The sequence below is a fragment of the Brevundimonas sp. LjRoot202 genome, from assembly GCF_964253355.1.
Taxonomy (GTDB): domain Bacteria; phylum Pseudomonadota; class Alphaproteobacteria; order Caulobacterales; family Caulobacteraceae; genus Brevundimonas.
The window spans coordinates 1-20,180 of sequence record NZ_CAXUQW020000009.1; the positions used below are offsets into that span (position 1 = coordinate 1).

Genomic DNA, 20,180 nt, shown 5'->3' on the forward strand with positions numbered 1-20,180 from the left:
GCCTGTTCGCGGGCGGCGGCGTCCTTGCGGGCGCGTTCGGCGGCGGCGGCGGCTTCACGCTCGGCGTTCTGGCGGGTGGCCAGTTCGATGGCGCGGCGACGCGCCTCCTGCTCCGACGCGGACAGGCCGCCGGCCTCCCGTGAGGAAGCGGCCGGACGCGGGGCGGCCGGCGCCTCGGTCTTCGGACGCGCGACGTCGAAGCCCTGCGGACGCTGATGTCCGGGGACCGCGCCGACGCGGCGCTTGGTCTCGACCACCACGGTCTTGGTGCGGCCGTGGCTGAAGCTCTGGCGCACGGTGCCGGTCGAAACCGATCCCGCCTGCCGGGGCTTCAGGCTCAGGGGCGCGCGCGGTCCCGTCTGGGACGGAGTCCCGGTCGGGGTCTGCGGGCCGTCGTTGGTCTTGTCGTTCTCGTCAGTCATCCGGTCGCTTTATTCGGGATGGCGGATGATCCGCCATCGTCTCGTTCAAACACAAAAAGTCGTGCGGCGCCCCGCCCCCTGATCAGGGAGCAGAACCCCGCCCGCTTAAATCCTTGTCCGGGTCCTCAGCCGGCCTCGCACCCCACTCGGGGGGCAGAAGCGGTCGAAATCCCGCCAGTCGTTCGACCTCGAAGGTCCAGCGATCGGCCCGCCCGCCCTCAAGCAGGACGGCGTGTATCGCATTTTCCAGCCCGAGGGCCAAACTCAAATCGTCCGCCGTGAAGGCGCCGCAGACTTTCGGGGGCGGAGTCATGTGTTTCGCGAGGGAAAGCAGCTTGCCCCGACCGTCGGCGGACCCGTCGGCGGCCTCGACGATCCACGCGGCCTTGCCCGATCGGATCGTGGCGGCCGCCTTTTCGAAGCCTGAGATAAGCACGCCCTCGCGCCGGGCAAGCCCCAGCTGGTCCAGGCACCGCCGGAACAGCAGGCTTTCGACCAGGTCGGGCAGGTCGGCGGCCGGCTTCAGCGGCGCCTTGGCCGCCCGCGAGAACAGGTTCTTCTTCACCGCCGCCTCGACCGAGGCGCGGTCGGCCGCGACCCACAGGCCGCGGCCCGGCAGCTTGCGCGCCAGATCGGGGGCGACCGTGCCGTCCGGAGCGGCGACGAAACGGATCAGGCGAGATTCATCCATGACCTGGTGGGTGACCAGGTCGCGGCGTTCCCTATCGATCGTCGCTTCGCGCAGACTCATGGAGGACCCGGTCTCCCATCACGCGTTTTCGGGCTGTTCGGAGTCCCCGGCGGGGACCTCGTCTTCGTCGCCTTCCGGCGCCGCCTCTTCCTCACCCTCGGGCGCGGCGAAGACGGCCTCGGGGTCATACTCGCCCTCGTCCTCGTATTCCGGCTCCGGTTCCGGCTGGGGCAGTTCGGAGGCGTCGATCCAGCCGGCCGCGACACGGGCCTGCAGGATCAGCATCTCGGCGTCTTCCTGGGCCAGGTTGAAGCTTTCCAGCACGCCCGGGACCTTGACCCGCTCGCCGTTCTTGACCTCGTAGCCGCCGCGGATCTCGTCGGTCGCCAGATCGGCCAGGTCCTCGACGGTCTTCACACCGCCCTCGCCGAGCGCGACGGCGATCGGCAGGGAGACGCCGGGAACCTCCAGCACGCCGTCCTCGACGCCCAGTTCCTTGCGCTTCGCGTCGAGGATGGCGGCCTGACGGTCGAGGAAGTCGCGGGCGCGGGCCTGCAGCTCTTCCGCCGTGTCCTCGTCGAAGCCCTCGATGTCGGAGATTTCATAGGGCTCGACGAAGGCCAGGTCCTCGACCGTGGCGAAGCCTTCGGTGACCAGCAGCTGGGCGATGACCTCGTCCACGTCCAGGGCTTCCTGGAACAGGGCGGTGCGCTCGCTGAACTCGCGCTGGCGGCGCTCGGAGTCCTGGCTCTCGGTGATGATGTCGATCTGCCAGCCGGTCAGCTGCGAGGCGAGGCGGACATTCTGGCCGCGGCGGCCGATGGCCAGCGACAGCTGTTCGTCCGGCACCACCACCTCGACGCGGTCGGCCTCTTCGTCGAGGACGACCTTGGAGACTTCGGCCGGGGCCAGGGCGTTGACGATGAAGGTCGGCTCGTCCGGGTTCCACTGGATGATGTCGATCTTCTCGCCCTGCAGTTCGGCGACCACCGCCTGCACGCGCGAGCCGCGCATGCCGACGCAGGCGCCGACCGGGTCGATCGAGGAGTCGTTGGACAGCACCGCCATCTTGGCGCGCGAGCCGGCGTCGCGGGCGGCGGCGCGGATCTCGATGACGCCGTCGTAGACCTCGGGCACTTCCTGGGCGAACAGCTTGGCCATGAAGCCCGGGTGCGAGCGCGACAGCATGACCTGCGGGCCCTTGGCCTCGGCGCGGACGTCGTAGATGTAGGTGCGGATCCGGTCGCCGATGTTGAACACCTCGCGCGGGATCGAGTCGTTGCGGCGCATGATGCCCTCGCCCCGGCCCAGGTCGACGACGGTGTTGCCGTATTCGACGCGCTTGACGGTGCCGTTGACGATCTCGCCGACGCGGTCCTTGAACTCTTCGTACTGGTTGGCGCGCTCGGCGTCGCGAACCTTGCCCATGACCACCTGGCGAGCCATCTGGGTCTGCACCCGGCCGAACTCGAACGGCGGCAGGTCCTCGATGTATTCCTTGCCGACGAAGGCCTCCGGGTCGCGCTTCAGGGCGTCCTTCAGGCGCACCATGGCGCTGTCGTTGAACTCTTCCAGCTCGTCTTCCGGCTGCCAGTCGTCCTCGACGATGGTGACGTGACGGGTCAGGGCCAGTTCGCCCGACTTGACGTCGATCTTGGCGCGGATGTCGTGGTGGGCGCCGTAGCGCGACTTGGCGCCCTTCTGGATCGCCTCCTCGATCGCCTCGACGACGATCTCCTTGTCGATGTTCTTCTCGCGCGCGACCGCATCGGCGATCTGCAGGAGTTCGAGTCGGTTCGCGGAAACGCCGGCGACAGCCATGGTCTAGTCCTCGGTCTCAGTGTTGTCGTTACGGGCGGCGCGCTTCTCGGCGCCCGCCTTCATCAGTTCGTCGGTCAGCACCAGCTTGGCGTCGACCAGCCAGTCGAAGGGGATCAGGGCGGTGTCCTCTTCCCCTTCCAGGTCCATGGCGACGTTCTCGCCCTCGGTCCCGGCGATGGTTCCCTTGAAGCGCTTCCGGCCCTCGATCATGCGATCGGTCTCCAGCCGCGCCTCACAGCCCTCGAACAGGTCGAAGTCGCTCTGACGGGTCAGGGGCCGGTCGACGCCGGGCGACGACACCTCCAGCAGATATTCGCCGCTGATCGGATCGGCGGCGTCCAGCACCTCCGAAACCGCGCGGCTCAGGCGGGCGCATTCCTCGACCGCGATGTCGTGGTCGCTGGGCCGCTCGGCCATGATCTGCAGTCGCCGGCGCAGGGTGCCGCCCATCAGCCGCACGCGCACGATGTCGAGGCCCAGGCTTTCCGCCACGGGTTCGATCAGCTCCAGCAGAGCGCGGTCTTCGACGGTCTTGGCCTTCAACGGCTTTGGTCCAAACAAAAAGCGGCGAGCCATCCAGGGCCGCCGCTTCAATCGGCGCCGTTGGACGCCGGTCTAACGATGTGAGGGGGCATATAGACCGGCCAATGCGGTTTGTCAGCCCCTGACGTCACGCGCCCCGCCGGGGTCGCATTGCCAAGGCGTCCGCCCGCCGCCAGAACCGGCCGATGAACGCCCCCCTCCGGCTCGCCGCCGTCGTCGCCTTCGCCCTGCTGACGGCCCTGTGCGCCCAGGTCGCCGTGCCGATGGTTCCGGTGCCGATGACCCTGCAGACCTTCGCCGTCCTGCTCGCCGGCGCCGTGCTGGGCGGAGGCTGGGGCGCGGCGGCCGTGCTGCTCTACCTCGCCCTCGCCGCCCTCGGCCTGCCGGTGCTGTCGGACGGCGGCTCCGGCCTCGCCCCGTTCACCGGCCCGACCGCGGGCTATCTGTTCGCCTTCCCGGTCGCGGCTTTCCTGGTCGGCGAGATCGGACGACGCCCGGCCTTCCGCAAACCGGGGCCCGGCCTCGCCCTGATGATCGGCGCCCACCTGTTCATCCTCGCCGCCGGAACCCTGTGGCTCGCCACCAGCCTCGGCGCATCGGACGCGGTCGCCCACGGCTTCGCGCCCTTCCTGATCGGCGCGGCCGTCAAGTCGGCGGCGGTGGTCGCCTGCGCCGCCGCCCTGCGCCGCCTCACTTCCTTCAGGTCCTGACGAACGCCAGGAAGATCGGCGCCGTGTCGCCCAGCTTCTTCTCCTCGTAGCGGGTCACCACGTGGTCGGCCGGCGCCGCGCGCCAGTCGTCCGCCCGCTCCGCCGTCCATTCCAGCCCCGGCGTGCGTTCGAACCGCTCCAGGGCCCAGTCGGCGTAGTCCTTCCAGTCGGTGACGAACCTCAGCCGCCCGCCGGGCTTGAGCAGCCGGACGATTTCCGCCGCCGTCTCGTCCTGCACCAGCCGCCGCTTGTTGTGCCGCGCCTTGTGCCAGGGGTCCGGGAACAGGATCATCACCCGGTCCAGCGAGGCGTCGGGCAGGGCCGTCATCACGTCGCGGGCGTCGTCGGCGTGCAGCCTCACGTTCTTCAGCCCCCGCTCGTCCACATGGCGCAGGGCCGAGCCGACCCCGTTCAGGAACGGCTCGCACCCGATCATCAACGCCTCCGGATGGCGGCTCGCCTGCTCGGCCAGATGCTCGCCGCCGCCGAAGCCGATCTCGAGCCAGACCTCTTTCGCATCCGGCATCAAGGCCGTCGGATCGATGGGCCCGGCCTTCGGATCGGGCAGGGCGATCTGCGGCAGCAGGGTGTCGAACAGCGCCGCCTGCCGCGGCTTCAAGGCGCGCGACTTGATGCGGCCAAACGAGCGGAGGGGGCGATGCGCCAGATCGTCGGGGGAGGACATGGCGCGAGGCTATAGCCGCGATGGAGGCGGCAGGCAGCAGGAATTAGGCAGCAGGGAAGAATCGCGGAGGCCGCCGCCAACGCTCTGATTCCTACTGCCTGCCGCCTCGACTTCAGACCAGCGCCTTCAGCGTCTCCACCAGATCGGTCTTCTCCCAGCTGAACCCGCCGTCCGCCTCCGGCGCGCGGCCGAAATGACCGTAGGCGGCGGTGCGGCGGTAGATCGGCCTGTTGAGGCCGAGGTGCTCGCGGATCGCCCGCGGCGTGGCCCCGCCGATCATCCTGGGCAGTTCGCGCTCGAGCACCTCCGGATCGATCCGCCCGGTGCCGTGCAGGTCGACGTGCACCGACAGCGGGTGCGACACCCCGATGGCGTAGCTCAGCTGGATGGTGCAGCGGTCGGCCAGCCCCGCGGCGACCACGTTCTTGGCCAGGTAGCGGGCGGCGTAGGCGGCCGAGCGGTCGACCTTGGTCGGGTCCTTGCCCGAGAAGGCGCCGCCGCCGTGCGGGGCCGCGCCGCCGTAGGTGTCGACGATGATCTTGCGCCCGGTCACCCCGGCGTCGCCGTCCGGGCCGCCGATCTCGAACGACCCGGTCGGGTTGATGTGCCACTCGGTCTCGTTGGTGATGAAGCCCTCGGGCAGCACCTCGCGGACGTACGGTTTGACGATCGCCGCCACGTCGTCCGACGACAGGCCCGGCGCGTGCTGGGTCGACAGCACGATCGAGGTCGCCCGCACCGGCTTGCCGTCCCGGTAGAACAGGGTGACCTGGCTCTTGGCGTCCGGCTCCAGCTTCGGCTCCGTGCCGGAGTGCCGCGCCGCCGCCAGCGCCTTGAGGATGTTGTGGCTGTACTGCAGCGTCGCCGGCATCAGCTCGGGCGTCTCGTTGGAGGCGTAGCCGAACATGATGCCCTGGTCGCCGGCCCCCTCGTCCTTGTCGGCGCCCGCATCGACGCCCTGGGCGATATGGGCCGACTGCGGGTGCAGGTGGTTCTCGAAGGTCAGCTTCTGCCAGTGGAAGCCGTCCTGCTCATAGCCGATGTCGCGCACCACCTTGCGCACGGTCGCCTCGATCTCGTCCTTGACCCCCGGGGCCCACGCACCGTCGACATCCATGATCCCCTTGCCGCGGATCTCGCCGGCCAGCACCACCAGATTGGTCGTGGTCAGGGTCTCGCACGCCACCCGCGCCTCCGGATCCTTGGACAGGAACAGGTCGACGATGGCGTCGGAAATCTGGTCGGCGACCTTGTCGGGATGTCCTTCGGACACGCTTTCAGAGGTGAACAGGAAGGACGATCGGGCCAAGACGGACTCCTGGGGCGCGGGATGGCCGCCAGACATATAAAGATATGTTTATATGTTCAAGGCGCGGGGCGTCGACGGCGCCAAACAGCCGCGCCGCTGACGGGCTTTTCGCCGGCCAGCCAGCGCTCCCCGACGCCGGCGAGCACGACCACATAGATCAAAATCCAGAATCCCAGCACCGCGGAGAGCGTGGCGTACACGGACAGGTCCGGGTTCAACATCCCGATGGTGCGGGCCAGGACGCTCAGCGCCAGGGATGCGGTCACCACGATCGGCCACCATCGGTCGCCCCGGAGCGCCATCCAGCCGAAGATCATCATCAACACGAAATCTTGCGCCGCCGAGAGCATCAAGAGTTCACGAAACGGCCACTCGCTCGTCAGATTGCCGATCAGATAGTCAAGCAGCAACACCACCGCCCCGAAACGTTCGGGATGGCCGCCTCTCAGCCACCCGACCGTGACCGAAATCTGGGCGAGGATGAGCGCCGCTATGTAGAAGGGCGTGGTAATGCGGCGCTCCCCATCGTCGGCCTCTCAATCTCATCCCTGACGCGGGCGCGCCACGGCTTCTGTCGGCCCGGCGCCAACCGCCGCTCTGTCACCGCGAAAAGGCCGTGGCCTCTCCGATCTCCTTGGCCTGTCCTGCATAGGCGAGCACCAGGTCCGCCACCGCCTTCATCATCACCGCCGTCACCACGACGATGACGAGCAGGATCAGGAGGCGGACGCCCCAGCCGCGTGGCGGGGGGCGATAGCCGAAACGCCGCTCTGGGCCCCCACCTGCGCCATCACCCAGCCCGCGCTCAACACCTGCTGCAGCAATTCCCGCGGAGTCGACTGCGCCGCGTCGTCCGCCAGGCCGCGCAGCAGATGGCTGCGGACCGGATCGCTCGCGCCCATCGGGCTGAATGCGTCCAGCGCCGCCTCCAGATCCTCCCACGTCCAGTGGGGAAGCGGCGTACTCTTCATTGCCATGATCTGTCTCCCTGTCGAGGGAGCCATCAACGGCGGAACGGCGGCCGCCGCCAATGGGGTCTTTCGGCCCTGGTACGTTTCGTTCCAGAAGGGCCAGCGCCGCCTTGCGCCGGTTGACGCCCATCCGGCGGCAGGCCTCGTGCACGTGTTTTTTGACGGTCGCCTCCGCCAGGCCAAGCCGGGCGGCGATTTCCTTGTCGGTCAGAAAGGCCGTCAGCCTCAGACATTCTTCTTGGCGGGCGCTGAGGCGCTGCGACATTCTACGCTCCGATACAGGCGGAATAGCTACGGCGTGCCAACGGCCCCGTCCAGTAGCGAAGCGTCAGGAAGCGGCGCCGCGGCAAGTCGACCGCCGCCGGCTGGCCGGACCGGAGTCCCGTCGCGGCCCCGGGTTCAGCCGCAGGGAAGATAGAGGCGAACGGCGGTTCCGGCGCCCGTTTCACTTTCGATTTCTATGTCTCCGCCGGAGTCGCGCACGAAGGCGCGCACCTGGGAAAGCCCCAGACCGGTCCCCGCCTCGCCCTTGGTCGTGAAGAACGGCTCCAGGGCGCGGCGCTGAATCCCCGGCGTCATGCCTGCGCCGTTGTCGGTGACCGTCAGGCAGACGAACGCGCCGGGCTTCGCGCGCGAGGTTGCGGATCCGGGGAGGCCTTCGCAGGCATGCGTGGAGATACGCACCCAGCCCGCATCTGCGTTGTCCGGGGGCAGGGCGTCGCGCGCATTCACGACCAGGTTCAGGATGGCCGCGTCGAGCCGTGACGGATCGACCCGACACGTGGGCAAGTCCGGATCGAGCCGGAACTCGACCCTCGCGCAGGGGGCCGCGGCGTTGCGCACCAGGCTTTCCATGTTGGTCAGCAGGACGTTGATGTCGACGGGCCGGGCCGTAATGTCGTGGCGCCGGGCGACGCCCAGCAGTTGGGCGACGAGAGCCCTCCCCCGTTCTATGGAGCCCAGCCCCTGTTCGATGACGACCTTCGCGCGCGCGTCGGAGCCGGCGCGTTTGCCCAGCAGCGACAGGGAGGCCGACAGGGACTGCAGAAGGTTGTTGAAGTCATGGGCGACGCCGCTGGAAAGACGGCCAAGCGCCTCGAGACGTTCGGCCTCCGCGAGGTGCGCCGCCTGGAACGCCGCATCGCGAGCCTGCGCGATCAGCATCCAGCAGAGGAGGACGCCGAGGCCCAGCGCCAGGATCGTCACCCCGCCGGCGACGACGACGCTGCGCCGCCACGACGCGAGCACGTCCGCGCGCGCCCGGCCGACGAGGACGACCAGCGGCGTGTCGGGCAGACTTCGATAGGCGAAGATCCGGTCTCGTCCGCCCGCGCCCCTGGCCCCGAACGTTCCGGACGGGCTGCGGCGGAGCGCGTCGAGCAGGGCGGACCGCACCCCTGCGGACAAGGGCTCGCCGACGGTGCCCTCGGCGTGCGGGTGCCGGGCCACCACCACGCCGTCCGGGGACAGCAGGCCTATGACGTCGGAATCGCCCAGGTCCAGATCCCGGTAGGTCCGCTCGAGGAAGCGGGTTTCGAGCGCGGCGACGGCCACGCCCTGAAACGCGCCGCTCCGGCTCTTCAACGGCCGGGACACGCCGATGAACCATGTGCCGGTCGACCGGCTGATCCAGGGTTTCCCGACAAACAGGCCGTCGCCGCCGTCCGCCTGTTGGTGGGCCCGGAAATAGTCGCGATCCGCCAGGTTTCGGCGCGGCGTCGCGCGGTCGCTGTCCTGGGTGATGAAGCCATCGGGACCGACGACGAACAGGGCCCTGATGACGGGAAGGTTCCGCAGGGCCCTGCGGAGCGAATTCTCGAAAGCCGGATCGTGGGCCGGGCGTCCCGGATCTCGCTCCATGCCTTCGACAACGCCTTGCAGGGCGATGTCGGCGGTCAACAAGGCGCCCTGGGCATGACCCTCGAGAAGCCGGGTCAGGGCGCTGAGATCCCGGACCGCGCCGTCAAGACGACGCTGTCTCTCGTTCAGCGCGACCAGCGCCACCGCGAGCACGGCCAGGACGCAGGCCAGGCCGACGATGGCCGGGAGAAGCATGCTCCGGACGCGGTGGACGAAGGAAGGCTCGCCCTGGCGCCTTGCCGGATTGACCACGAACGCCCCTTGAGCGACCCCCCGACCCGACAGATGGGCTGGTCCTCTGACTAGACCCCAGGAAGGGGTCCGCGACAAGCTTGGCCGCGACAACGCAAACGCGCAGCCCGGCCGGCACGCCCGCCATCGGCTTGCCGGGTCCGGCGCTGGTTCCAATGGATCGAAAAATGGTGCCGCTTAGGTGACTCGAACACCTGACCCCCGCATTACGAATGTCGCGTCAAATATACGGGGTTGGACGGGGCCAGACGGAAAGATACGAAAATACAGTTCGGTAGCCGCTGATCGCACGACGATCTACGGGGCACAACTGTCGAAAACGGATCCGCTTGCTTCCATATTGCTTCCACGAAAGGCCCGCCGTAGCTCCTGAGGAAAGGAGATCGACTTGCCCCGCAGAACCAGCCAACGACTGACCAAGACCCTTATTGACAACGCCGCCAACGACTCCGTTGTTTGGGACGCGGAGGTGCCGGGCTTCGGCCTGCGCGTGACCCCCGCTGGAAGTCGCAGCTTTGTATTCCAGTTCCGATCTAGCCGCTCGGAACAGGGCCGCCTCACCATCGGTCGGTATCCGGTGATGACCGTGGAGCAGGCCCGCAAGATCGCCCGAGCATATCGAGTATCTGTCGATCAAGGAGGCAACCCAAGCCGAGACAGGAAAGGGTCGCGGGAAGCGGTCACGCTATCCGAACTCGCAACTCACTACTGCGAGGTCTATGGGCCGCAGCGGGGCCTGAAGGCACAGACGATCAGCGACGCGCGCCGCCTGCTGGACCGCTACGCCCTGCCTCGCTTTGGACGACGGAAAGTCATCGAGATCACGGTCGGCGACATCCGGTGCATTCACAATGACACTCGCGAAAAGGTCAGCCGTTACCAAGCGAACAAGCTCCGCGCTGTGCTGAGTCGGATGTTCACGCTTGCCATCCAGAATGAATGGCGAAGCGACAACCCGTGCCGAGGGGTGGAGAAGTTCCAGGAGGACCGCCGGTGGAACTACCTCTCTCCTGCCCAAGTCACCGCGCTTCTCGACGCCTGTGACAGCTATCGCGATCAACACGCAGCCGACGGCGTCAGACTCCTCCTGTTCACCGGCGCGCGGCTTCGTGAAGTGACAAAGGCGACGTGGGACCAGTTCGACCTAGACCAAGGTTTTTGGGTAAAGCCGTCGAGCCACACCAAGACCAAGATTGTTCACCGCCTCCCGCTCGCGCCAGCGACCGTGGAAATGCTGCACCGGATGCGATCAGAACGTCCGGACACGCCTTTCCTGTTTCCCGGAAGGGACGGGACCAAACCGCGTGTTGATCTGAAGCGGCCTTGGCAGTGCATTCTCGAAAGCGCGGACATTGGACACCACCGGCGACACGATCTGCGGCGCACGAATGCCAGCTTCATGCTGTCCACCGGGTCCGACCTGATGACCGTCGGAAAGAGCCTCGGACACACGCAAGCTTCGACCACCCTCGGGTATGCCTCGCTTTTCCTCACGGTCCAGAAGGACGGCATCACGAGGGCAACAGAACTGATGCGAGCGGGCCGCTGAATTCGGAAGTCTTAGAGATTTCGACCTCTTAATGGACCGGGGTCCCCTGTTCATTCGGGGGTATAAGGTTTGGGGCCTTATATTCGCGGGTCGAAATCTACCTGATGAAACCTAACAATAATCGGCTCCAGCTGTTTGGTTAGCCCTTATACGGATGCACCTTGATCCGGCGCGTCCGGCCCAAACCCTGTCATGGCAAGGGGTTGGTGAAGCTGACCAGATTGCGAACCTGAATGGTCAACCTGACAAATCCTAATGGCCGGCGACGGTCCGGGATCGGAAGTGGCGAAGGTCATCGGTAGTGGGCGAGACAATCAACGCTTCTCCGTAGTCCGCCGCGTTCGGAACGGCTCCCTATAAGGGCGTTCTCGCTTACGATTTAACGCAGCTCGCGCTACAATATGCGCTCCAGAAAACAACGCGAGACGCGCTCCGGACTGACCCCTCTTGCCCTCAAAATATCGACGTGCCGCAATCGCCGACGCTCTCTATGACCTCGCAGAGACAAATGGGGTCACACACTTCGGAACGTTGAAGTTGGGCCTAGTCGGGCGGTCGACAATCGATCTCCACCGCGAATTGCTGAAGCCCTTGGCGGTGGTCCTTCGGGAGTACGGCTATGATCGCTCCGACCTTCCGCACCGCTCAACCCTCGAAGCCGATCACCTGCCGTTCTTGGTCGGCGTGGCAGAGCGCTACGACCGGGCAGGCTCGCTCGATCCCCACCTTCACTATTTCGTCCGTCTCCGGCCCGATGAGGAACCCCGCTATCGCGGCTTTCTCAGGTCGCGCTTCGGGCGGGACTGCTCCGACGGAGCGGGCGGCCTGAAGGCGCTGACCCATCCAGCGGGCATCCCGGCGCAAATGCGCCAGTTCCTCCTGCCGACTGAAGTTTCCCTCCTGGCTCGCCCGATAAGGCCTCTCATCAGGCGTCGAGACGCGACCCCGACCTTCGACCTCCAACCGCTTTCCAGCGACTGGAGGCGAGCCGCCACCTACATAGTCAAGCAAAGCATCACACCGGACATCATCACGCACCTCGAACTTCTAAAACTCTGACCAACGATTCAAGATTTTGACGAAACCCCTGCGGTCGGCCCCGGCGTACGACGGGGCGCAGGGTCTGACGGTGGTGGCCGTGTCCATAGCCGTCTGACGACATACGGGAGAAGCGTGGCCCCACCGCGCACAGCCCCGGCCCGACGTGGGTAAAAGCCGAAACGGGCATGGGAACTGGCTGATCACCAGTGCAGAGTACACCAGAGCATTGGAGGTTGGCTTCAGGGGCCGGCCTCCAATGTTTAAGTGTGCCTAAATAAATAATCACGGGTGAATGTATTTCGTGACATATTATCGCGGATGTATATTTCCCATTGTTAAAATCCGGAGCGAGAAACTATCAAAGTCGGACAACAGGAGTTCGACAATGAAGCAATACGTTCTGTCCATAATCACTTTCGGCGTTCCAATGCCGCAGCCCTTTGCGGCCCCGTCCGATCACGACGCGCTCTGGTTCGCGAGGGGTTTTATCGAAGGGTCTATCGGGCGTGACCGGGCCGCTTATCTCGGCTCGGAATGGCGTCTGGACGCGACACCGGAAAATGGCGTGTTCGACGACGCGAGTGAGTTTGGACGCTGCGTAATTGAGGAAGTCGATGGGGTCATCGGCCAGTCGTGGAAAACGCGGCGTCGCTCTCCGTCCGGCCCCGACATGAACGTCGATGACCCGCACGATGCACCTCGACCCCCTCGGCCCGGTGGTCCGACGCCCAGCGGAAAGATCAGGAAGAAGGCGGCGGGCGCGAGATAGCCGCTAAAAACGTCGTTGGGCTCTCTTCGGCATTTTGGTCGCCCCCGACCTTGACGCCTGACCTCCCCGCCAGTGCGGTTTCAACGGGTTGGCCGGGCCGCATGCCTACGGGGTTGGGGGCGTCCAATGGAGTCTGCCCACACGAGCCCAGAGTCCATCTTCGGCAAATATCTACATAAGGCTCTTGCATCTTGGGTAGAGGATAATCTATATAGGCAACCCTCTACCCAAGGACAAAAGCCATGACCCCGTACGACCCCGCCCCGGCCATCGCGCTGATCACCAACATTCAGGGACAGCTGGATCGCCTCAAGGCTCTTGTGCAAACCAGTCAGGCGACACCCGATCCAAAAGACCCCCGGAACAAGCTGCCAGATGGCAAGCTCACCGCTCGGGGTGTCGAAGTCTGCTACCGGCTCTTCGACGCTGGAAAGACCCGCTACGCCGTATCCGAGGCGATGGACATCTCCTACGGCGCCGCGACCCATCGACAGTCCGCATGGGAGAAAGTGGGCGGCCCGGACCGCCAGAAGCAGCCCCTCGCCTGAACATCCATCCATCGCCGAACAGGAAAGACGATCATGACCCGCGAAGAGACTGCCTTGGCCTACGTGGATAGGACTGACGACAAGAAGGGGCTGGAGAGACTGATCCAGAACGCGAAGCGCCTCGGGTATCCGAAGGTCGAAGAGGCGGCGTTCCGCCGGTTGATTTCGCTTCACCCGGAATGCGAGCCGGGCAGCATCGAACATGACTTCTGGAGCATGGTGCAGGCCTTCGAGTATGTCCTGACCGAAGAGAGGGGCAAGACAACGCGGCTTGGACGGACGCGGCCCAAGGCGCTCAAGGACGGCGTCGTCGCGACACTTGCGGGCTGGGCGACCAGCAATCAGGTGACGGAGGGCTTCCAGATGCTCCAGGAGCGCGACATGCTTGATCTCTCCGGAGAGGCCATCGTCCTGCGGCACCCAGGCAAGTTTGCACCCGAGGTGGTGGAGGCCGCGAAGCGCCGCCTGGAATCCGTCGACTATCTCGTCAATTAGAAACGGCGTGGCGATTAGGCCTGTCCCGTCTCCTGCACGACCGGTTCCGCCGTGCGCGGAAACGCTTCCGGACCGGAAGCTCTGAGGGCGGAGATAATCTCGCGCATCTGCTTGTCGTCGATTGTGATGACAGAAAACCAGTCCACCCACCCGTTGCCGCCTTCGTAGCCGTCAGGAAGGGCAAACCCCTCAGGCGTCAGCTCCGGCCACGAGTTCAGCAGATCGGCACCATACTTGCGGCTGTTGTGCTTGAGGGCGTTGTTCAGGTCTCTCACCGCATCTAGCCGGACGTGCGGAGCGACCCCCTTCTTCTCCACCCCTCTCCGAAGCTCTGCATGATCGGCCTTGGCTCCGACTTCGGCCCACCGACCCACCATTCGCTCCCACGAATGATAGAGCGCGATCACGAAGGCTTTGCGGATATTGGCGAGACCTTCGTCGATGAGCTCCAGATCGAAGTTGTAGGCATCGGACTGGTCCCAAATCTTTCGTCCGTCGTCCGCCCACTCGCCGATGCGTTCTCCCTTGGCTTCGTATTCGGCGGCTTCAGCGAGGGTTCGTTCGCGCTTTTGAGTTAGCCCTCGTTCCGCTTCAACGAGAGTGTCTTCGAGAACCATCAGGCTCCGACCATAGTCGTAGCCGTGGACGTTGAAGCCGAGCCCCTGAAATATCGTTGCCACAAGCGCGCTCCGTTAGACCTTCTTTGCAGTCGGGTCAGGGCTATCACGCCCAGTCGTTGGGTCGTCTCGGTGGTCAGGCAGCGAGTGCGTCATCCCCATCCACCCATTTCCGCACTTCGGCGTGGAGGGCTTCCATTCCCGCGAAGTTCGGATCGTCGGCCAAGGTGGCGATATCGAATTGAGCACAGAAGTCGAGATCGATGAGGGACATGTAGCTGCCGTGGATAAGGACCTCGCGGACCTGATCCGCGACCTCGGCATGCTCCCTGACTTCCGGGTCTGCGGAGTCGAGCAGGAAGCGCCTGTAGCCCTCCACGATAATGCTCTCGCTGTGCCCCTGGATTTCGGTGACGGCGCGTATGATCTCGCGGACCTTGATGACGAGCTCCGCCTCGGTGCTGAAGAAGATATTGCCGTTGGAATGGGCAGTCTCGTTCCGATCCTTCACCAGCTTGGTGTAGGCACCGATCTTGCCGTTGTCGCACTGGATGAGCTTCAGGAAGCGCATCACGTGGCTCTCGCTCACGACGTGGAAGGTGAAGGGGCTGGTCGCTTCGAGGAGGCTCTTCTCCATGTCCTTGCCGAAACCGATCAAGGCGGTCGCGAACTCCTCCGGCTTGATCTGCCTGATCTGCCAGATGTTAAAGTAGACGAAGCTCATTACGAGCATGTGGTAGGCGAGGAAGGCGAACTGATATTTGCCGTGCTCGACGTTCGTTTCGAACGTCTCCCAGAGGAACCGGACATAGTCGCGCTCCTTCGGCGTTCGGTAGGAAAGGGGCAAAAATCCTTCCAGATGAGCCGCTTCTTCGATCATCTCGCCACTACTTCAGTTGCCTCGCCCCAGACCTTGGCAATGGCGGCGTCGATCTTTCTGTCGAAACGCGTCACCAGACTTCGATTGCCATCGACGAGGGCCTGCTCGGCCTCGATCTCGGTAATGATGCCTTGCTGAACTTCCAACGGCGGAACTCGAACGGGATGCTCTTTGAGCTTCGAGAAATGACGTCGATAACCGTCTTGCGCGAGTGGATAGGCCTGCAAGTAAAAGGCCAGAAATTTCGGGAGTAGGCCGGGCCTCGGTCGAAGGATTTTGATGCCATCGGCGCCCTGCGCGAAAGGGCGATCTACGAACTTCACCGCGCAGGTATGATCCCCAAAGACAACTAGGCCATCTTGCGGGTTGATCGCCGCCCGTTGGTCGGTCGTCCACCCCGCAATATATTCCTGAGACTGATCGATGATTGGAATGTCGCCAACTGCGCCATATTCGGATGTCTGAAGCTTGAGAGGCGGCGTGATGGTGTCGACAAGGTTTTGCAGCTGGTCGAGGTGCCAGTCTGGAGCTACCGGGATATTGGGGCGGTAGTTGTCGATTACAGCCCGAGCGCCATCGATAACGCGCTGGTAGCCCTCGACTTCCGCCACTATCTCGCGCTGAACTTCAAGCGGCGGGAGAGGAATGCTGTGTCTTTGATAGACATCATTTCTATTCAGCCCAGGAATACCAGCCCCGCCTCGTAAGCTGGGGAGGTCGAGCGTCCGGAGCACGCGATAGAGGTAGCGGATGTCAGTAGCGTCAGGGTTCGCGAGCTTGACGTAATAGGTCGTGTCAATCGGGAAGAAGTCCTCGTCGACCCAAGTGACTTCTCCTGCAGACCCCTTGCGCCCGACGACTATCCCAGGTCCTCGGACGACGAACTCGTTGTGGAAACCCGAACGACCATTCGAGCCCATCACAGGAAAGGGACCTTCTATACGCGCCGCCTCCGGGAGGCTTTTGCCATACTCCAGGGTGCAAACCTGATCGAATGGAAGCAGCGGGAAGCTAGACATTTTCTCCAGCTTGGTCGTGTATCGATCGCCGCTCAGATTGTAGTCGCCACCCTCCGCAATCTTAGACCGCTCGACCGCCGCTCCGAGGTTGCTCTCTAGCGTCTCTCCTTGTCCCGCCCGAGCGAGGCGCAACCATGCTCCAAGCTCGCCTTTCACCTGCGCCAGCTGGGATCCCCTCACCGCTTTACGTTGAGCGCCAAGTGCGAAGCCGTCGTTCTCGATCCTGAAGAAGGTGACGTGCTTGCTGGCCTTGGCCAACGCCCGGTCAAGGATGAGGATGGACGTCTTAACGCCCGAGTATGGGTTGAAGACGCCGGCGGGTAGCGAAATGACGGCGGCGAGGTGGCCCTCCACCAACATCTTGCGCAGGGCCACATAAGCGCTCTGGCTCTGAAAGATGATGCCCTCCGGCACCACGATTGCCGCGCGCCCATTCGGCGTCAGGTGCTCGGCGATGTAGTCGACGAACAGCACCTCGCTGCGCTTCGACGGCACCTGAAACTTGTTGTGGGGAATGATCCCGCCCTTCGGGGACATGAAAGGCGGATTGGCGAGGATGACGTCGGCGGTTTCACCCCACTTATCGTCGCTGGTCAGGGTGTCGTATTCCTCTACCAGCGGCTCTTTGAAAGCGTGGAGGAACATGTTCACGCGGCTGAGGCGCACCATGTCCGGCGAGATGTCGTAGCCCTTGATGTTGCGCGCTAACCGGGCGCGTTCGTCGGGAGAAAGCAGATCGCCCTTGTAGCGTTGGGGGCTCTCCAAGGCCTGCTCCGCCGCATCGCCCTCGACCCCGTTTCCATTGCCGTTTCCGGCCCCGGTCGTGTTCTGCTTGAGGATGTGTTTGTAGGCTGAGATCAGGAAACCCGCCGTTCCGCAGGCCGGATCGAGGATGACCTCGTTCTTCTGCGGGTCGATGATCTCAACCATGAAGTCGATGATGTGGCGCGGCGTGCGGAACTGGCCGGCGTCGCCCTGACTGCCGAGAACCGACAGCAGATACTCGAAGGCGTCCCCCAGCCGCTCGCTGTGGTCGTAGGTGAAACTGTTGATCTCACGCAGGAAGCTGCGAAGGGTCTCCGGGTCGCGATAGGGCAGATAGGCGTTGCGGAAGATGCTGCGGAATAGCTCGGGAAGATCCGGGTTCTCGACCATCTTGGTCAGAGCCTCGGTATAGAGGTTCAGCATCTCCTGCCCGCCGACGCCCGGCGCAACGAGCTTGCTGAACCGATAGCGCTCGAAGTCCCCGGTGAAGAAACTACGCGCACCTCCAAGCTCCTCCGCCTCGAGGTCCATATCGTCCATGAACTTGTAGATCAGGGCGATCGTGATCTGTTCGACCTGGCTCTTCGGGTCGGGGACCTTTCCGACGAGAATGTCGCGACAGGTGTTGATGCGGCGCTTGGTATCTGAATCGAGCATCGGACGCTTCTAGGGGAGGAAGGGGTTCAGGGACACGTAGTCCTTCACATATTCGGGGATGCCCCGGACCCACTCCTTCGGCACCGCCTTCAGGTCGGCCATGCTGAACACCGGATTGACGTTGAGGTCCGCGATGCGCCCATCGTCGATAATCCGGCGGACGTTGGGGTCGGTCAGATAAGCAGCGAAGAAGTATCGCATGGGCGCTATGCGGTCTGCCTGCTCCGGCTTCTGGTCCAGCAGGAATTTCTGGAACTCGTCGTCGATCAGTTCCGCCCTAGTCTTGAGTTTGGGGATTTGGCCGAACGCTTTCTCGATCAGTTCTCGCACGCTCAGGCGGCGATCCAGCCCCGCCGCGCGGCGGAGCTTGTCGAGGCTGAAGAACTCGTTCGGTTTGTCGAATACCTCTTCCACCACGCGGCGCACCGCCGCTTCCCAGTTCTGCTGCTCGACCATTTCGGCCAGGGCGGCGTCGTCCCGGATCGCGCTCTCGAACTTCTGGAAGAACTCGCGGTCGACCCGCATTCCTTCCGCACCGATCTGCTGCTCAGTCTGGAGAGCGATGGCGTCGGGCTGGGGAGTCTCGAAACCCTCAAACGTTCGCCCCGGCGACTCGACATGACTCAGGAGCGGCTGGGCCGATAGCTTGGGAAGCTTCAACTCCTCATCGTAATTGAAGCGTTCCTCGAAGAACTCGCAGTTCGCGAAGAAGTCGAACAGCCGGAACTGGGTCTTCTCGACATTGGCCAGCTCGGCCTTGCGAGCCGGATCGCGCATCTCGTCGGCGAACCGATGCTTGCGCGTGCCGCGCCCCTTCATCTGCACGAACTCGGACGGGCTGAAGATCGGGCGCATCAGCGCGAGATTGAGGATATCCGGGCAGTCGTAGCCCGTAGTCATCATCCCCACCGTTACGCAGACCCGCGTCTTGCTCGTGACATAGCTCTCGTCGAACGGGCTCCGCCCGCCGAGATTGTTGTTGGCGAACTGCACGGTCATGTTCTGCGCGTTCATGACCTCGCTGGTGACCTGGGATGCAAAGTCCGACTGATATTTGCCGGGCCACATCACAGCGGCCATGACATTCAGAATCTGGGCCAGCTTCGCCGCATGGTTCTGGCTGACCGCGAAGACGATCGCCTTGCCGAACTCCCCGGTAACCGGGTCGCGCAGGCCGTGCTTCAAGAAGGTCTGGCAGAAGACCTCGTTGGTGGCTTCTGCGAAAAACTTCTTCTCGAAGTCCCGACCACCGAACGCCTCCTTCACCTCGACGCCGTTCTCGTCGGTGGTCTCGACGACGAATCCCTCGTCGGAAAGAAGCTGGGTCGTGATCTCAGTGCGAGCATCAACGACGTAGGGATTGATGAGGAACTTGTCGCGAACCCCGTCCAGCAAGGAGTAGCGGAACGTGGGCTCCCCACTCTCGCAGCCGAAGATGCGATAGGTATCGAGCATCATCCGGCGCTCAGTCTCGCGGGGGTCTCGCGCCGCGCCCTTGGACAGTTTGAGATAGTCCTTGGGGGTGGCAGTCAGGCCCAGCTTGTAGCCAACAAAATACTCGAACACGGCACGCGCATTGCCACCGATGGAACGATGCGCTTCGTCCGAGATAACCAGATCGAAGTCGGTCGGGGCGAACGCCCGCCGGAACTTGTCATTGAACAGAAGCGACTGGACGGTGGTGACGACGATGTCGGCCTTCCGCCAATCATCCTTCTGCGCCTTGTAGATGACGCTGGTGAAGTCGTTTTTCAGAAGCGCCTTGAACGCCTTGTCAGCCTGAATCTCCAACTCGATCCGGTCGACGAGGAACAGTACCCGCCTAGCGTTGCCCGTCTTCAGGAATAGCTTGATGAGCGCAGCCGATGTCAGCGTCTTGCCGGTGCCGGTAGCCATTTCGAAGAGGAAGCGAACCGCCCCCTTCTTCGCGGCTCGCTGGACGGATTGGACCGCGCGCTTCTGATACTCCCGCAGGAAGCGGAGCTTGTTCTTGTCGAGGAATGATGGCCGCTCTTCCTCGTTCTTCCAGCCCGCCTCGCTGGCATAGGCCGGCATCTGTGTGAGGGCGATGTAGTCTTTCTCGACGACCTCATTCGCGAGCCTGTCCGCATCAGGCTGAAAGGCCTCGTGATCCTTGATGTCGTCGGGGCTGGGGAACTTGGTGATGAGGCTCGGATTGCCCTGCTTCAAATCCCACAGGTAGTGGACGTTGCCGTTGGAGAGGATGACGAACCGAGCGTCCTGCTCGCGTGCGTACCGGCGAGCCTGCTCCTTAGCGGACAAAGGGTTCTTGTCCTCGGACTTGGCCTCCAGAACGATTAGGGGCCGACCACCGCGATCGAGCAGGAGGAAGTCGATGTAGCCGTTCTTGACGGTCTCGAAGTCCTCGCCGAGCGCATTGATCTGCTTTTCGGTGATCTTGGTGTTCGGCTCCAGGACGATGTTGGCCGGACCACTTTCGTCGTCAAAGAAGCGCCACCCTGACGCCTCCAGGAGCCGGTTGATCTTGATACGAGCGGACGCCTCCTTCGCCTTCAAGGCTGGCCTCCGTCCAAATCCGCGACAGTTCTGGTGCC

19 protein-coding genes are annotated in these 20,180 nt (G+C 64.2%); 6 read left to right on the top strand and 13 right to left on the bottom strand.

Annotated features, from left to right (window positions below; all coding sequences use genetic code 11):
- The 4 genes from ACSQ1L_RS13030 to rimP all read right to left on the bottom strand — a co-directional run.
- Positions 1 to 422 (bottom strand): translation initiation factor IF-2 associated domain-containing protein (locus ACSQ1L_RS13030; RefSeq protein ID WP_435995273.1); only part of this gene is annotated, 422 nt, incomplete at its 3' end.
- Positions 423 to 504: 82 nt separating this feature from the next.
- Positions 505 to 1,173 (bottom strand): RNA-binding protein, encoded by a 669-nt coding sequence (locus tag ACSQ1L_RS13035; protein ID WP_435995275.1) that lies wholly within the window; start codon positions 1,171 to 1,173, stop codon positions 505 to 507.
- 18 nt (positions 1,174 to 1,191) lie between these two features.
- Positions 1,192 to 2,934, bottom strand: a complete 1,743-nt coding sequence (nusA, locus tag ACSQ1L_RS13040; protein WP_435995277.1) for a transcription termination factor NusA — start codon at positions 2,932 to 2,934, stop codon at positions 1,192 to 1,194.
- A 3-nt stretch (positions 2,935 to 2,937) separates the two neighbouring features.
- Entirely contained in the window at positions 2,938 to 3,477 is a 540-nt protein-coding gene (rimP, locus tag ACSQ1L_RS13045) for a ribosome maturation factor RimP (protein WP_435995279.1), read from the bottom strand.
- A gap of 185 nt (positions 3,478 to 3,662) precedes the next feature.
- Between rimP and ACSQ1L_RS13050 the strand changes: the two genes are divergently transcribed.
- Positions 3,663 to 4,187 (top strand): biotin transporter BioY, encoded by a 525-nt coding sequence (locus ACSQ1L_RS13050; RefSeq protein WP_435995281.1) that lies wholly within the window; start codon positions 3,663 to 3,665, stop codon positions 4,185 to 4,187.
- Here ACSQ1L_RS13050 and trmB read toward each other — a convergent pair.
- From trmB to ACSQ1L_RS13075, 5 genes are all read right to left on the bottom strand, one after another.
- Complete coding sequence (gene trmB, locus ACSQ1L_RS13055) at positions 4,177 to 4,872, bottom strand: tRNA (guanosine(46)-N7)-methyltransferase TrmB (protein WP_435995283.1); 696 nt, start codon at positions 4,870 to 4,872, stop codon at positions 4,177 to 4,179. The genes ACSQ1L_RS13050 and trmB overlap by 11 nt on opposite strands.
- 112 nt (positions 4,873 to 4,984) lie before the next feature.
- Entirely contained in the window at positions 4,985 to 6,181 is a 1,197-nt protein-coding gene (gene metK, locus ACSQ1L_RS13060) for a methionine adenosyltransferase (RefSeq protein WP_435995285.1), read from the bottom strand.
- Between the two features lie 56 nt (positions 6,182 to 6,237).
- On the bottom strand, positions 6,238 to 6,591 hold the full coding sequence (locus ACSQ1L_RS13065) for a hypothetical protein (RefSeq protein ID WP_435995287.1): 354 nt from the start codon (positions 6,589 to 6,591) through the stop codon (positions 6,238 to 6,240).
- Positions 6,592 to 6,781: 190 nt separating this feature from the next.
- Positions 6,782 to 7,417 (bottom strand): helix-turn-helix domain-containing protein, encoded by a 636-nt coding sequence (locus tag ACSQ1L_RS13070; RefSeq protein ID WP_435995289.1) that lies wholly within the window; start codon positions 7,415 to 7,417, stop codon positions 6,782 to 6,784.
- 134 nt (positions 7,418 to 7,551) lie between these two features.
- On the bottom strand, positions 7,552 to 9,264 hold the full coding sequence (locus tag ACSQ1L_RS13075) for an ATP-binding protein (RefSeq protein ID WP_435995291.1): 1,713 nt from the start codon (positions 9,262 to 9,264) through the stop codon (positions 7,552 to 7,554).
- 388 nt (positions 9,265 to 9,652) lie between these two features.
- Between ACSQ1L_RS13075 and ACSQ1L_RS13080 the strand changes: the two genes are divergently transcribed.
- From ACSQ1L_RS13080 to ACSQ1L_RS13100, 5 genes are all read left to right on the top strand, one after another.
- Positions 9,653 to 10,813: a tyrosine-type recombinase/integrase gene (locus ACSQ1L_RS13080; RefSeq protein ID WP_435995293.1), complete on the top strand. Its 1,161-nt coding sequence runs from the start codon at positions 9,653 to 9,655 to the stop codon at positions 10,811 to 10,813.
- A 591-nt stretch (positions 10,814 to 11,404) separates the two neighbouring features.
- Positions 11,405 to 11,872, top strand: coding sequence for a hypothetical protein (locus ACSQ1L_RS13085; RefSeq protein ID WP_435995295.1), 468 nt, complete (start codon positions 11,405 to 11,407; stop codon positions 11,870 to 11,872).
- Positions 11,873 to 12,239: 367 nt separating this feature from the next.
- Positions 12,240 to 12,623, top strand: a complete 384-nt coding sequence (locus ACSQ1L_RS13090; protein ID WP_435995297.1) for a hypothetical protein — start codon at positions 12,240 to 12,242, stop codon at positions 12,621 to 12,623.
- Positions 12,624 to 12,865: 242 nt separating this feature from the next.
- On the top strand, positions 12,866 to 13,171 hold the full coding sequence (locus tag ACSQ1L_RS13095) for a hypothetical protein (RefSeq protein WP_435995299.1): 306 nt from the start codon (positions 12,866 to 12,868) through the stop codon (positions 13,169 to 13,171).
- Between the two features lie 33 nt (positions 13,172 to 13,204).
- Positions 13,205 to 13,666 carry a hypothetical protein gene (locus ACSQ1L_RS13100; RefSeq protein WP_435995301.1) on the top strand — a complete coding sequence of 154 codons (462 nt, stop codon included), beginning with the start codon at positions 13,205 to 13,207 and terminating at the stop codon, positions 13,664 to 13,666.
- 14 nt (positions 13,667 to 13,680) lie between these two features.
- Here ACSQ1L_RS13100 and ACSQ1L_RS13105 read toward each other — a convergent pair whose 3' ends face one another.
- The 4 genes from ACSQ1L_RS13105 to ACSQ1L_RS13120 all read right to left on the bottom strand — a co-directional run bounded on the left by ACSQ1L_RS13105 (position 13,681) and on the right by ACSQ1L_RS13120 (position 20,142).
- The gene (locus tag ACSQ1L_RS13105) at positions 13,681 to 14,283 is read right to left on the bottom strand and encodes a hypothetical protein (RefSeq protein WP_435995303.1); all 603 of its coding nucleotides are present in this window, start codon (positions 14,281 to 14,283) and stop codon (positions 13,681 to 13,683) included.
- Between the two features lie 136 nt (positions 14,284 to 14,419).
- Positions 14,420 to 15,163, bottom strand: coding sequence for a hypothetical protein (locus ACSQ1L_RS13110; RefSeq protein ID WP_435995305.1), 744 nt, complete (start codon positions 15,161 to 15,163; stop codon positions 14,420 to 14,422).
- A complete protein-coding gene (locus tag ACSQ1L_RS13115) occupies positions 15,160 to 17,604 on the bottom strand; it encodes an N-6 DNA methylase (RefSeq protein WP_435995307.1) in 2,445 nt (814 codons plus the stop codon). Before ACSQ1L_RS13115 ends, ACSQ1L_RS13110 begins: the two co-directional genes overlap by 4 nt.
- Before the next feature lie 9 nt (positions 17,605 to 17,613).
- Entirely contained in the window at positions 17,614 to 20,142 is a 2,529-nt protein-coding gene (locus ACSQ1L_RS13120) for a DEAD/DEAH box helicase family protein (protein ID WP_435995309.1), read from the bottom strand.
- Between the last annotated feature and the right edge of the window lie 38 nt (positions 20,143 to 20,180).

Excerpts from the sequence above, each read along its gene's own strand:
- ACSQ1L_RS13050 (WP_435995281.1), top strand. The coding sequence starts at position 3,663 with ATGAACGCCCCCCTCCGGCTCGCCGCCGTCGTCGCCTTCGCCCTGCTG.
- ACSQ1L_RS13095 (WP_435995299.1), top strand. The coding sequence starts at position 12,866 with ATGACCCCGTACGACCCCGCCCCGGCCATCGCGCTGATCACCAACATT.
- ACSQ1L_RS13115 (WP_435995307.1), bottom strand. The coding sequence starts at position 17,604 with ATGCTCGATTCAGATACCAAGCGCCGCATCAACACCTGTCGCGACATT.
- ACSQ1L_RS13090 (WP_435995297.1), top strand. The coding sequence starts at position 12,240 with ATGAAGCAATACGTTCTGTCCATAATCACTTTCGGCGTTCCAATGCCG.
- nusA (WP_435995277.1), bottom strand. The coding sequence starts at position 2,934 with ATGGCTGTCGCCGGCGTTTCCGCGAACCGACTCGAACTCCTGCAGATC.
- ACSQ1L_RS13110 (WP_435995305.1), bottom strand. The coding sequence starts at position 15,163 with ATGATCGAAGAAGCGGCTCATCTGGAAGGATTTTTGCCCCTTTCCTAC.
- ACSQ1L_RS13100 (WP_435995301.1), top strand. The coding sequence starts at position 13,205 with ATGACCCGCGAAGAGACTGCCTTGGCCTACGTGGATAGGACTGACGAC.
- ACSQ1L_RS13035 (WP_435995275.1), bottom strand. The coding sequence starts at position 1,173 with ATGAGTCTGCGCGAAGCGACGATCGATAGGGAACGCCGCGACCTGGTC.
- ACSQ1L_RS13070 (WP_435995289.1), bottom strand. The coding sequence starts at position 7,417 with ATGTCGCAGCGCCTCAGCGCCCGCCAAGAAGAATGTCTGAGGCTGACG.
- ACSQ1L_RS13105 (WP_435995303.1), bottom strand. The coding sequence starts at position 14,283 with ATGGTTCTCGAAGACACTCTCGTTGAAGCGGAACGAGGGCTAACTCAA.
- trmB (WP_435995283.1), bottom strand. The coding sequence starts at position 4,872 with ATGTCCTCCCCCGACGATCTGGCGCATCGCCCCCTCCGCTCGTTTGGC.